Raw genomic sequence first — 12366 nt, 5'->3', positions numbered from 1 at the left:
AGGTCATGAATGCAATTTAAAGAAGATAGGCTTTTGCTGCGGTGAAGCAGGTGATGGGGTGGCTTTTTCACCTTGGAAAAGGTTTCTCACAGATGGCGCAGATATTCACAGTTGATTTTAATCTGAGTTCATCAGCGTGATCTGTGAGCGAAAAAAAGGTCATGAATGCAATTTAAAGAAGATAGGCTTTTGCTGCGGTGAAGCAGGTGATGGGGTGGCTTTTTCACCTCGGAAAAGGTTTCTCACAGATGGCGCAGATATTCACAGTTGATTTTAATCTGAATTCATCAGCCTAATCTGTGATCCCTTAAAAGGTATTAAATCCTTCAAAAATAACTGCAGCCCCATTGTTTTTCATCTTAATTTAATCGCTGCCATTTTCTATTCTGTTATCTTTAAAATCAAAATTGTTTTTAAATGCCCAATACAATTCACATCAAAGCCTTTGGAATGGTCGCTGAAAAGATCGGTTTGGCTGAGTTGGTAATTGATTATTCAGGAGATTCTTCCGAATTACTGGAGGTTTTACTGGTTAAATTTCCAGTACTGAAATCTGTTAAATTCAGCCTGGCGATCAATAAAAAGCTGGTCAGCGGAAATCAGGAAATCCCAAGCGGGGCCGAAATAGCATTATTACCACCATTCTCAGGAGGATGATATGAGCAGATTTGAAAGACAGATTATTCTCCCGGGCTTTGGGATAGAAGGACAGCAAAAACTTAAAAACTCCAAAGTGCTGCTGGTCGGTGCAGGAGGTTTGGGATGTCCCGTATTGATTTACCTTGCGGCGGCCGGAGTGGGAAAAATCGGAGTGATGGATGGCGATGAAGTATCTATTTCCAACCTAAACAGGCAGGTTTTATACGGGGAAAAAGACCTTGGGAAGCCCAAGGTCGAAGCGGTGTATTCCTACTTCAAAGGCAAATATTCCGACATTCAAATTGAAGCTATTCCTGAATTTATCTCAGTGGGAAATGCCTTGGAAATCATCGCTGAATATGACTTGGTGATAGATGGGTCGGATAATTTCCCCACGCGCTATTTGGTGAATGATGCTTGCGTATTACTCGGTAAACCACTGGTTTTTGGAGCAATTTATCAGCATGAGGGGCAGGTTTCTGTTTTTAATTTGGGAGAAAACGGGCTCAACTACCGGGATTTGTATCCGCAGATGCCTGCTGCAAAGGAGATTCCCAACTGCTCTGAAACAGGAGTTTTGGGTGTTTTGCCAGGAATTATAGGCAACCTTATGGCACTGGAAGTGATCAAAGTTTTGACAGATTTTGGGACGCCGCTGAAAAATCGCGTACTCTTTTTCAATAGCCGCTCCTCTCAAACCTATGAGGTAGAGATCGCAGCAAATCCAAACTCCGGAAGTTCCATTCCAAATTCTTTCCAGGCTTTTGAGCAAATGGATTACGAACTTGCCTGCGAGGGAATTAAGCAATTGACATGGGATGAGGCAATGGGTAAAATGGGAATGGATATCGCCTTTGTCGATGTTCGAGAACCGGGAGAATTACCTCCCTTGGAGTGTACTGGACTGATAAAAATCCCTTTATCTACGTTGGCAAATCGATTGAGCCAATTGGAAGATGCAGATGAGGTCCTGTTCTTTTGTCAAAGCGGAATAAGAAGCCAAAAGGCAGCTGAACAGCTCCAAAATGAATTTCCAGAAAAGCGGATTTACTCCATCAAAGGAGGAATCGACGCACTAAAAAAGAACTAACTAGGCCATGGAAAAAGTAAGGACTCCAAAAAATATATTCGTTCAGGGACCTATTTCACCTGAGAAAATCGCCAAGTCCATAGCCAACCACAGTTCCAATACGGCTATCGGAGGGCACAGCATTTTTCTGGGACAGGTAAGATCTGATGAAAAACCGGAAGGTAAAGTCATCGCCATTGACTATACCGCCTATGAAGAAATGGCTTTGGAGAAGGCATTTGAAATTCGTGAGGCTATTTTTGCCAAGTATCCGCTGACCTGTATGCATATTTATCACAGTTTGGGAGAAGTGAAAGTCGGTGAACTTTGTCTGTTTGTGTTTACCTCCTCCAAACACCGTAAGGCTGCTATGCAAGCTTGCGATGAGCTTGTGGAGCGAATCAAAGCCGACCTTCCGGTTTGGGGCAAGGAAATTCTGGACACTGATAATCATGTCTGGAAAGTAAATGTGTAAAGTCAACTGTCCACAGTCCACGGCCGATGGTGGTTCAACTGATTTGTAGAGGGCTTGCAGTGACCTGCGGTTGACAGTCGACTGTTGACCCTTGACAAAAACAAAAAATTATGATCAACATCACGCACAAAAGTCCTACGCTGAGAAAAGCCATAGCACAGGCAATCGTCAAGGTCAGTATGCCGGAAACCATTCTTGCTGTTAAAAACCATGGGGTCCCCAAAGGAGATGTACTTGAGATGGCTAAGACGGCCGGGCTTTTTGCAGCAAAGCGAACGGCGGATATGATTCCGGATTGTCATCCACTTCCCATCGAGTTCACCGCTGTGAGCTATGAACTTGGAGAAATGGAGATTAAAGTTTTGGTGGAAATTCATACGATTTACAAAACCGGAGTGGAAGTAGAGGCAATGCATGCCGCATCGGTGGTAGCACTGACGATGTATGATATGCTCAAGCCAATAGACAAGGGTATCAGTATTGAGCAAATCAAATTGATTGAAAAAAGAGGAGGGAAGTCAGATCAAAAGACCGATTTCAGCGAATTAAGCGCGGCAGTGATTGTTTGCTCTGACTCAATAGCAAAAGGAGTGGGGGAGGACAAATCGGGAAAAGTGATCATTGAAAAATTAGAGCGCTTTGGTATTCAGGTCTTGGATTACAAAGTCATCCCTGACGACAGCGACCAAATACAAAGTGCTGCAAATGATGCCTTGGCTTTGGGAATCAATATTTTGATTTATACAGGAGGGACAGGACTATCACCCCGAGACCTTACTCCTGAATCCTTGGAGCCGCTTTTGGATCGTCGGATTCCCGGAATTGAAGAAGCTATCCGTAGCTACGGTCAGCAGCGTGTCCCGACAGCCATGCTATCAAGATCAGTTGCAGGCACGATGGGGAAGATGCTTGTCTTGGCTTTGCCGGGTTCGGCGGCTGGTGCAGGAGAATCTTTGGATGCGGTCTTCCCGGCAGTTTTGCACGCGTTTAAAGTGCTCTCGGGTGAAAGACACTAATCTGGAAGTGCCAAAGCACCAAGGAAGGTTTAAGAATTAAATTGGGCACTCATAAAACCGGTCAAAAATAAAAAGGCAGCTTATCAGCTACCTTTTTAGTTGAATTAGCTTAGAACCGGTTTTAATTGTTCTAGCTCAGCTTTCAATTCCTCAAGTTGAACTTTCATTTTTTCGAGAATTTCTTCTGAATCCAGTTTGATAGAATTGACTAAATTCTGGTAATATGTAAGGCCTATGTCGAGGTTTTTCCTGAATTTCTCCAAATAGGCCTCCTGCTTGGTAGGAGCTTCGGGAATCAGTTTTTGAAATTCTTTTTTCAGGTAATCCACATACAATTGAGCTTCTTTTACAAAAACATGCGGGCGGTCTGAATCAAGCGTGAGGGTGATTTTGCCATAGATATGATCGACCATTTCTTTGAGGCTATAGATCCCTTTGAAATAGGCTAAGTTTGGTCCTGGACAGATAGTCACTGCTTTGAGGTTTCTTCTGGGTAGTTCACCTTGTGCTAAAATAGCGGGCGCACTCAGTCCTTCACACAGGCAATCCTTTTCCAGGATTTCATCTAATTCACGCCGGCTTACTTTCCCGTCATTGAATAATTTCACTTTGAGATTTTGGTATTGCCTCGAAGCTGTACAAATCGGCTTTTCTGTGAATTCAGTACTGAAGGCCAAAAACTTCTTGTAGCAAGGGCTTCCCGGGCGGCCCTTTTCGATTCGCTCCAAGCGTTGTTTTTCCCCGCTGCTGGTTCTTAAATTATTGAACGGAATACCCAAAGGTGAAGCATGGCTCAGGTAGAAATCCGATTTTTTGGCTTCGATAATGCGCTGTAACGTTTCATCATCTACCGAGGTAGCTTCGGGGACGAGCAAAAACGGACTGCCCCAACCTGTACCATCCAAGTGATAATAATTTCTCAAAAAGTTGTCTTCACCAGCTGTACCGATTCCACCTTGGTAGGTGATTTTGATGGATTCACTTTCGGCCAAAGGAGCCTGTGTCTTGGCCAGCAATGCCTGATTGCAGGATTGCCTGATCGTTTCGATGAGTTCTTCCCTGTTGGTTTTGAAATCTTCCAATATAGGTCCTGCCAAAAATCCGTCTGTTGCAAAAGCATGACCTCCGCAGTTTAGACCGGATTCAATCCGGAATTCGGACACGAAGAGGCCTTTTTTAGCCAAGAATTTTCCTTGGATCAGGGCAGATCGATAATCACTTACCTTTAGAATTATTCGTTTTTTGATTTCCCCTTTTTCGTTTGGAAAAAAGTCGGAAAACTGTTCCACATAACTGTAAAGTGCAGGATTCATTCCAGCTGAAAAAACCACGGCGGCTTCCAATTTACTTTTCCCAAAGCCTCTCAAAGCTGATAAGGCATCCGAATATTCCCGTGGAAGTTCGATTCCTTCCTTGTCGAAATTGAGCTTATCTACCTTGGTCATAATATTGACATCGATTGATCCAGGCGTCAACAAGGTGAGGATCTGAGATTTTAAATCACATTTCTCAAAATGATCAGCAAGGAGATAGGCTTCAAATAATCGGGCAATCTTATTTTCTTTGGGCAGCAGTGCTACCAGCTCCTTCATGATCCCGTCATTGTTCCAATTTTCGCTCTTCAATGTCTCAAGCTGCGATTGGATGACAGTATGTAGAAAGTCAAGGTAAGCCTGAATCCGCTTGGCCCGGTAGTCTTCCTCCTCTTCTGAAATAGGTTCAAAAGGTAGATTTAGCTTTTGAGAATGGATTTTTCTCATGTCTTCCAGAAGGATATCATCCATGATGGAAACTACACTGGAAATTCCAAATTTGGCGACTTTGAGTGGGGTGTCAACGGTATATCCCAATCCCATCACAGGGATATGAAATGTGTGAAGTCCTGAAGTTTGATGCATTGATAGCGTGCGGGTAATTGATACTGATTAATGTTCAAAATTACCTTCAACAGCACACTTAACCCATATTACTTAGCTGTTATATGCTTTGTCACCAACTGATTTTGATCATAAAAAAATGGATCTATGTCCGGTATTTTCTCAGTATATCCCTGTATTGATCCAAGCATAAACTTGAAAACAACTGTAATTCCTCTTCTTTGGCGCCCAGTTGGATCAGTTTAAAGTCTTCTTCAATCCACTTGTTTTGGATTTCATCCAGCTGCATGCGGTATTCAGGTTGAAGCTTTTTGTAATTTTTCAGAATCTGCAGATGGATTTTTTTAGCCTGCCACCAAAGACTTTGGTCCGGATTTGCACTAGGAGAGAATATTTTGGGGTCCAGCTCTTTTCCAAAATAAATAGGTAAGTATAAGCTCAGGCAGGGGTAGGAGGTTCCACTCAACCAAACCGTTGAAGGTTGTCCTTTTCTGACTTCTGCTACCATACTTCCTGTGGTGTCTGATGGATTGGTGAAACCGGTGGCGTGCATGCAGATACTTCCCGTAGTTGCTTTTTTGGATTCAAATTCTCCGTATGGCATATTATGTTGGCGTAAAACCTGAATAAAATCCAAGACTCCTGGCTTTTCTTTTTTTTCCAAAAAGCCTAAAGTACAAGCCTGTCGAAGCTTGGATTTACCTGCTGTGGTATAAAGTAAGTCCGAGAAGTACTCCCGGAAATTCTCCCGTTTACCAGCGAAAAGTTTCTGGAAGTTTCGGGGCTCATTTTTCCAATTTACTTCCAGATAATCTTCTCCAATTGTCAGTCCGTTGGAGATGCTACCTGTGTTTTCCACCTTTCTGTAGGCCCAGGATTTTCCGGCGGTTTCAAGAATGAAAGCATTGTCAGGATCGGCGATCAAAAAACTGTTGTGGTAATAAAAATCCTTGTTCTGGTATCCTCCGCATGCATTTTGCCCAAACTCCTCAAGTAAATCCATAATTGTACGCAAGGCTGCTTTAGCTGAAGTGCTGCGTTCCAAGGCCAAGCGTAGCAGGTCCATTCCTGTAAGTCCAAGCTCATCCTTACTGAATTTGACATTGGTGAAAACTGCCTCATTTCCGATTACAACCCCAAATTCATTTACTCCCATCTCAGCACCCCACATTTGAAAAGGTTTGGAGAGGACCACTTCAAAAGTTTCTCCGACCTGAGGAATAGAAATGTAAGTACATGCAACCTGTTTTTCTTCACATTCTCTACGGGCAAACCGAATTAACTCTTGGGCTTCGAGTGGTTCCCGGTCTGAATTTTTCCCCAGGATTAAGTGACCATTTTTAGTTTTTGCCGGAAGGGCAACCAAGGTGTCGCACATCGCTTAGAAATTTAAAGACCAGATTCCGGCCTTTTCTGCATGAGAAACTGGAATAAGGTTACCCTGAAAATAGACCAATGGTTGACCATCGGCGCCTAAATCCCAAAGGGCTCCTCGTAGGAAAACATTCATGCCAACTTGAATATTGGTTTTGCTCAATTGTCCCGGCAAAGCATACTTCTCCCAAGCTTGCGCTTCAGTAATTGAATTGATATCCCCAAGGTTTGTTTCTTTGGGTGCAGCCTGTCCACTGTACCCCTTCCAAGATTTTGCCATTGTCCCGTTTCCAGTACAATAGGAAGGGACCAGCAGGATTTCAGCCCCTTTTGAATCAATCGACTTATAGGCTTCCGGAAACCAACTATCCGCACAGATTAGGAGTGATGTTTTAGCAAAAGGAAGATCAAAAACAGGGATTTCTGAAACTTTTCCTGCATTGACAAACGGTAATTCAGATTCTATAGGAAAAGCTTTTAAGATAGGTCCTCCAATAATTTTACCATCCGGACCAAAAATAAACGAGGCATTGTAAAGTGGACCACTGACATTAACCTTCAAGTTTCCATCCTGTACGGATGGTTCAGGAAGAATGATTGATCCTGCAGCGATATAGGTGTTACTTTCCTTGGCCAATTCGCTGAAGGTGTAGTAATAGCTCTTCGCCATGGATTGGGATTTCATTCGAAAAATTGCAGCTGCGGCTTTATCTTTTTCTTTTCCGGCCCTCAACCAGTTCCATATAAATTTGAAAAAATTGCTAAGCACCATTTTTCTTAGTGCTTTTTCCAGAGTTTCTTCCTTTGCCAAGCTCCTTTTTTCTCCTGCTATAACCAACCAAGTGCCCAAGTACTCTGGGAATAACAGAATCGTATTGTCTTTGATCAAACCCTCCTCCTGGGCTCTGAGGATGTATTTTCCGATTTTATCTTTGAACTGCTCCTTGGTCAGGTAGTCCTCCAAAACCATATATGGCTGAATTCCAATGATCGCTTTCGTTAAACTGTCTGAGGGGTTGATTTCCTGAACTGTTGAAATAAAATCTTCAGTTTTGGGCAGATTGGGTTTTTTTCCCGAATTGGACCAAATAAGCCAAACAAACAGACATAAGATCAGAAAACTGATAACCCGATTAGTCATGATCCAAGGATTTTATAACCTGATGAGCGGCCGCTTCACCTGCCAGGACAGCGCCTTCGATATATCCGTTCCATCGGGTAGAAGCTTCTGTTCCTGCAAAATAAAACGGATCCGCCGGTTTTCTATAGGCGTCCCTAAATCCTGTCCAAGCTCCGGTGGGCATCAGACCTGCGTAGCATCCCGAAGACCAGGTTTCATCACTCATTGTATAATCCAGATAGTTTACAGGATGCTTCGCTTCAGGTCCAAAATAGACTTCCAATATTTCCTGCATTTTGGACTTTCTTTCCATTTCATTTTGTAGGAAATAGGACTTGGCCCTATTACCGATGGTGAATCCCATGACTATCCCAAATTTCCCGTCAAATGGTGAGCAATCGAAAAGGGTCTGAAACGGGGAATTTTTGTCAGAAACTACCTGGCCACTGAATCCTTTTTCTCTCCAAAAGGGCTTACCATAAATCATGAAACATTTGCCAACATGCCCCATGGCATAGCGTTCTAAAAGGCGTCGCTTCTCTACCGGCAATTCAGGTGTAAACCTTATTTTGGCCAATAAAGGAGGGGGGACGGAAAGGATTATTTTCCGGGTTGAATACTCCATATTTTCGCAGATAACCCGTACTTCTTTCTCCTTTTTCTCTATGCTGATTACGGGAGAATTAAAGCGGATTTTATCAATAAACGGATGGGCCATCTGCTCCACCAAGGCCTGCATTCCCCCTTTGATTCTGTGCTGCTGAGCACCATTTTTGATGTTGATGAGGCATTCTAGCGAAGTGCCTGATCGGATATAAAAAAGAGCGTGAAGGAGAGAGATTTCATTTAGCTCACAGGCGAATATCGTTTCACATCCCACCCGGATGACCTTTTCACAAGATTTGGTCAAACTGTTTTTCCGGACGAAATAATCCAGAGATACACTATCATATGCATTGGCTTTTGGATGAGTCCAGGGAGTATTGATGTCCACTTGCCGAGCAAGTCTTTCCAGTTTTTTTATAATCAGATCCAGATTTATGAGCGAAAAAGGATCCATTTTTGGAATCAGGCCGGCATAGGTTCTGATCTTCCCGCCCAGATCAAGAATGTTTTTTCCCTGATCGTACGTCTCAAAAGTCTCCAAGCCCTGTTCTTCGCAAAGCTGGTACATCCGATTTTGGGTCGGACCGATCCATTGACCACCCAGATCAAGATAAAGGTCATCTGAAAGATTTTTGGTAAACACCCGTCCACCCAGACGGTCTCTTGCTTCCAAAACCAAGAATGAAATTCCTGCTTCGTGAAGTTTTTTTGCGGCAGCAATACCTGAAAATCCTCCTCCGACAATGATAACTAGGGGTGACAACTTGCTCATTTGTGGAAGATAGGAAATTTTTTCAGGTCTGGAATCTGGCAGTTAAATAGGTTTTAAAACTCCATCTCAATACTTTCTCCAGCCCTTAGTTCCAGATCGATTTCTGATCCATCGGCAAAAAGGATCACCTTCCTGCCATTTAAAGAATGCAGTCTGATGGTTTTCACTTCACCACTTTCCCAAGTAAAATCCAAGGTGAATCCTCCTCTTGCCTTCAGCCCTTTTACCGATCCGCTTTGCCAAGCATTTGGTATGGCAGGGAGGATTCGAATGATTCCCTCTTCATGGGACTGAAGGAGCATTTCGGCTATCCCTGCTGTATATCCAAAGTTTCCATCAATCTGGAAAGGAGGATGAGCATCGAAGAGGTTGTTGTACAAGCCGGTCTCCAATAGCTTTTGGATATGGGCGTAGGCCATTTCTCCATCCATGAGTCTTGCGGAAAAATTGATCAACCAAGCCCTTGACCATCCTGTGCCGGCACCACCATTTTCCAACCGATAGTCCAAAGTCTTTTTTACGGCATCAAAGTATTCTGGCGTACCACTTTGGGTAATCGCAGCTCCCGGGTGGAAGGCGTAGAGGTGAGACATATGGCGATGGCCCTTTTCCGGCTCTTCATATTCCCGATCCCATTCCAGGATTCTTCCATCCGATCCCAATTGGATTCCCGGGCGAAGTTGTGCCAGTTGGGTTTGGATTTTGTCTGACAGTGCTGAGCGTTTGCCGAGGAGTTCATTTGATTTCAAATAGATGGTGAAAATATCGGCAATCAGCTGCTGATCCATGGCAGCACCCATCGTAGCGGCGGCTTTTTGTCCTTTTTCATTGATAAACTGATTTTCCGGTGAGGTGGATGGTGCCGATACTAAGGTGCCGTCACGCGGGTCTGTAATCAGCCAATCGGAATAGAAAAGGGTGAGTTGTTCTAAGGCCGGCAGGGCTCTTTTTTCCAAAAAATCCTGATCTAAAGTAAACAAATAATGCTCCCAATAGTGCCTTCCAAGCCATGCTCCAGCTCCGATCCAACTCCCCCAATAGGCTGTGGCTGCCTGGAGAAAGGGGATTTTCCAAATATCAGTCGTGTGCGGAAGCATGGCTCCCTGCATATCGAAATTGTAGGAAGCTGTTTTTTTTCCATTTTCGATCAACCCGTCAGTGAAGTCAAAAAGTGGCATGTGAAGCTCACTCAGGTTGGTGACTTCAGCCGGCCAATAGTTCATCTGCAGATTGATGTTCAAATGATAATCCGCATTCCAGGGAGCCGAAATATGTTGGTTCCAAAGCCCCTGAAGGTTGGCGGGGTTGGTGCCGGGACGGGAGGATGAAATCAAAAGGTAGCGTCCAAAATCGAAAAGTAATTTTTCGAGGTGTAGGTCTGTTTGACCTGCCTTTATATTTTGAATTCGTTGATCTGTGGGAGTATCATCTGTGGCTGGTTCTACTAAACTCAGACTCATCCGATCATACCAGGATTTATATTCTCGCAGATGTGCTTGTTGTAATTGGCCCCAACTGCTGAAGGCAATCTCATCAAGATTGTCCTCTGCAGTTTTTTCAAATTCCCGGTGGTAATAACTCGTCTCGGCTACCAGTTTTAAGTGAATTTCTTTGGCCCCGTTCACTTGAAGGCCTTCGTCGGTAGCCTTGATTTCGCCATCCTGATTTTGCGCCAGCAAAAGGACCTTGAATTTGACTCCATTCAAAATCGGGTAAGGCTTGGAGTCTAGCTGTCCGCCACGCTGAGTCACCATGCCCTTCATTTCGAGTAAGTTGTTATTTATGGCATTGGTTACAGCAGTTGGGAAATTTTGATCCAAAGGACGGTCCATGCGGATCAGGCCTCGGAATCCATCGGGATGGGTCGTGTGGAGTTTTATCAAAATAGCCTGATTTGGAGCCGAAGCAAAAGTCTCCTGTATCACCTGATATCCTTCGCTTTTGAATTCAGTGTAGGAAATAGCTTCGTCCAAATCCAGACTTCGTTTGTAATCCGTGATTTCTTTCCAATCAAAATCCAACCACAAATCGCCCATCGTCTGATGAGATCGAGTCAGCCCTTTTCTGGAGAATTTCAAAACCAACAGGGAATCGGCTTTTTGATGTGCTCCTGCAATCAGGTAATCCCGGATTAGCTCAAGATCCTTTCTTTTTCCTTCGGCCAAACCCCAATCTTCCGGTCCACCCGGCCAAAGTGAATCTTCATTAAGTTGAATCCGCTCTTTGCCCGGAATGCCAAAAACCATAGCACCAAGTCTTCCATTGCCGATTGGAAGTGCATCCTCCCATTTTTCGGCTGGTTTTTCATACCAAAGCACTGATTTTTGTGCAAAAGTGGTAAGCACAGTGAAAAATGAAAAAAGGAGTATGGCTAGGGTCTTTTTCATCGGTTACTTGGGTTGGGATTTAAGATTACGATAAATCATTAAACCTGCCAACCGGTTTTCTTAAAAAAGCCCGTTGAATGCTCAAATAGACTGCTTTGCTATTGGGCGAGGAGAAAATTTCGGAATTCGTCGGTATTGAAATTGCTCATGCCTTCTTGGTAAAAGACGATTTTACCAACTTTATTCACCACCAAAGTAGTTGGGATGGATCCGCTTTGAAGACTTTGATTGAGTCCAAAGCTCGCATGGGCAGTGGGGAAAGTCCAGGATTTACCCTCCATGAAATTTTTACTTTTATTGAAATCATTGTCTAACCCGATCATCAGGAATGCAAGATCAGGCGTGTCTTTTACTGATTTGTAAAGCTCGGAAATGTGTGGCATCTCAGCTCGACAAGGTCCGCACCAAGAAGCCCAAAGGTTGATAAAAACAGTTTTCCCCCGATAATCTTGAAGGTCGATGAGGTTTCCTTCAAAGTCCTTGAATTGACCGCGGTAGTCAAACTTTTGGTTGGTCAGGTCCGGAATTTCGATTTTAGGCTTTATCAAACCTGTAGAAAGTAAGACAGACTGAAGTCCACCCTGAATCACGGGAAGCAATCCTGTGAAGTAGAGAAATGCAAAAAAGGCCAAGATCAGGCCCCAAGACTTAAATTCTTTTTTCATTTTTATGTATTAAGTACAATGTACCAAGTACGAAGTATAGTCTTCGAAATTGGGTGTTCATTATTCGATATTCGATATTTTTTAATATTCACTATCGAACGCTGAATATCGAATGTTGAAGTGTCGGGAATTTAATCTTACAACCTTACAGCATTCCCACCTTCCAACCCAATCTTCCAATTTTTCAATTTTTAATTTTTCCAATCCATAAATAATGAATATCGAACGTCGAATGAGGAATTTCGAATGATGAAGGATGAGGTCGTAAATCTAAAATCGTAAATCTGAAATCAAATTTACCCTCACATTTCCAGCTTCTTAGTGACATGTCATACATAAAAGCGGATTTCTCTTTCGAAGGAAGTT

Annotated in this window: 10 protein-coding genes; 4 read left to right on the top strand and 6 right to left on the bottom strand. The window is 43.4% G+C overall.

Translation table 11 applies throughout. From position 1 onward, the window contains the following. Positions 1-417 precede the first annotated feature (417 nt). The 4 genes from Q8M62_RS11540 (at position 418) to moaCB (ending at position 3199) form a co-directional block, all read left to right on the top strand. Complete coding sequence (locus Q8M62_RS11540) at positions 418-657, top strand: MoaD/ThiS family protein (protein WP_304900471.1); 240 nt, start codon at positions 418-420, stop codon at positions 655-657. Position 658: 1 nt separating this feature from the next. After that, positions 659-1729: a HesA/MoeB/ThiF family protein gene (locus tag Q8M62_RS11535; RefSeq protein WP_304900470.1), complete on the top strand. Its 1071-nt coding sequence runs from the start codon at positions 659-661 to the stop codon at positions 1727-1729. A 7-nt stretch (positions 1730-1736) separates the two neighbouring features. Further along, entirely contained in the window at positions 1737-2183 is a 447-nt protein-coding gene (locus tag Q8M62_RS11530; RefSeq protein ID WP_304900469.1) for a molybdenum cofactor biosynthesis protein MoaE, read from the top strand. 110 nt (positions 2184-2293) lie between these two features. Then, the gene (gene moaCB, locus Q8M62_RS11525; RefSeq protein ID WP_304900468.1) at positions 2294-3199 is read left to right on the top strand and encodes a bifunctional molybdenum cofactor biosynthesis protein MoaC/MoaB; all 906 of its coding nucleotides are present in this window, start codon (positions 2294-2296) and stop codon (positions 3197-3199) included. A 104-nt stretch (positions 3200-3303) separates the two neighbouring features. On the opposite strand, the gene Q8M62_RS11520 is transcribed toward moaCB, so the two are convergent. The 6 genes from Q8M62_RS11520 to Q8M62_RS11495 all read right to left on the bottom strand — a co-directional run bounded on the left by Q8M62_RS11520 (position 3304) and on the right by Q8M62_RS11495 (position 12006). Then, positions 3304-5097 carry a hypothetical protein gene (locus Q8M62_RS11520; RefSeq protein WP_304900467.1) on the bottom strand — a complete coding sequence of 598 codons (1794 nt, stop codon included), beginning with the start codon at positions 5095-5097 and terminating at the stop codon, positions 3304-3306. A 124-nt stretch (positions 5098-5221) separates the two neighbouring features. After that, positions 5222-6454: a peptidase U34 gene (locus tag Q8M62_RS11515; RefSeq protein WP_304900466.1), complete on the bottom strand. Its 1233-nt coding sequence runs from the start codon at positions 6452-6454 to the stop codon at positions 5222-5224. 3 nt (positions 6455-6457) lie between these two features. Beyond that, complete coding sequence (locus Q8M62_RS11510; RefSeq protein WP_304900465.1) at positions 6458-7591, bottom strand: nitrilase-related carbon-nitrogen hydrolase; 1134 nt, start codon at positions 7589-7591, stop codon at positions 6458-6460. Next, the gene (locus Q8M62_RS11505) at positions 7584-8948 is read right to left on the bottom strand and encodes an FAD-dependent oxidoreductase (protein WP_304900464.1); all 1365 of its coding nucleotides are present in this window, start codon (positions 8946-8948) and stop codon (positions 7584-7586) included. The genes Q8M62_RS11510 and Q8M62_RS11505 overlap by 8 nt, the downstream gene beginning before the upstream one ends. A gap of 53 nt (positions 8949-9001) precedes the next feature. Continuing rightward, positions 9002-11335, bottom strand: coding sequence for a glycoside hydrolase family 95 protein (locus Q8M62_RS11500; protein ID WP_304900463.1), 2334 nt, complete (start codon positions 11333-11335; stop codon positions 9002-9004). Positions 11336-11433: 98 nt separating this feature from the next. Further along, the gene (locus Q8M62_RS11495; RefSeq protein ID WP_304900502.1) at positions 11434-12006 is read right to left on the bottom strand and encodes a TlpA disulfide reductase family protein; all 573 of its coding nucleotides are present in this window, start codon (positions 12004-12006) and stop codon (positions 11434-11436) included. Positions 12007-12366 lie beyond the last annotated feature (360 nt).

The sequence above is a fragment of the Algoriphagus sp. genome, from assembly GCF_030694375.1.
Lineage (GTDB): Bacteria > Bacteroidota > Bacteroidia > Cytophagales > Cyclobacteriaceae > Algoriphagus.
Note: the sequence above shows the minus strand (reverse complement) of the source record. Positions and strands in the feature narration are given on the sequence as shown.

Bases quoted from the DNA above. Each gene is read 5' to 3' on its own strand.
- Q8M62_RS11540 (WP_304900471.1), top strand. From the start codon at position 418: ATGCCCAATACAATTCACATCAAAGCCTTTGGAATGGTCGCTGAAAAG.
- Q8M62_RS11535 (WP_304900470.1), top strand. From the start codon at position 659: ATGAGCAGATTTGAAAGACAGATTATTCTCCCGGGCTTTGGGATAGAA.
- Q8M62_RS11530 (WP_304900469.1), top strand. From the start codon at position 1,737: ATGGAAAAAGTAAGGACTCCAAAAAATATATTCGTTCAGGGACCTATT.
- moaCB (WP_304900468.1), top strand. From the start codon at position 2,294: ATGATCAACATCACGCACAAAAGTCCTACGCTGAGAAAAGCCATAGCA.
- Q8M62_RS11520 (WP_304900467.1), bottom strand. From the start codon at position 5,097: ATGCATCAAACTTCAGGACTTCACACATTTCATATCCCTGTGATGGGA.
- Q8M62_RS11515 (WP_304900466.1), bottom strand. From the start codon at position 6,454: ATGTGCGACACCTTGGTTGCCCTTCCGGCAAAAACTAAAAATGGTCAC.
- Q8M62_RS11510 (WP_304900465.1), bottom strand. From the start codon at position 7,591: ATGACTAATCGGGTTATCAGTTTTCTGATCTTATGTCTGTTTGTTTGG.
- Q8M62_RS11505 (WP_304900464.1), bottom strand. From the start codon at position 8,948: ATGAGCAAGTTGTCACCCCTAGTTATCATTGTCGGAGGAGGATTTTCA.
- Q8M62_RS11500 (WP_304900463.1), bottom strand. From the start codon at position 11,335: ATGAAAAAGACCCTAGCCATACTCCTTTTTTCATTTTTCACTGTGCTT.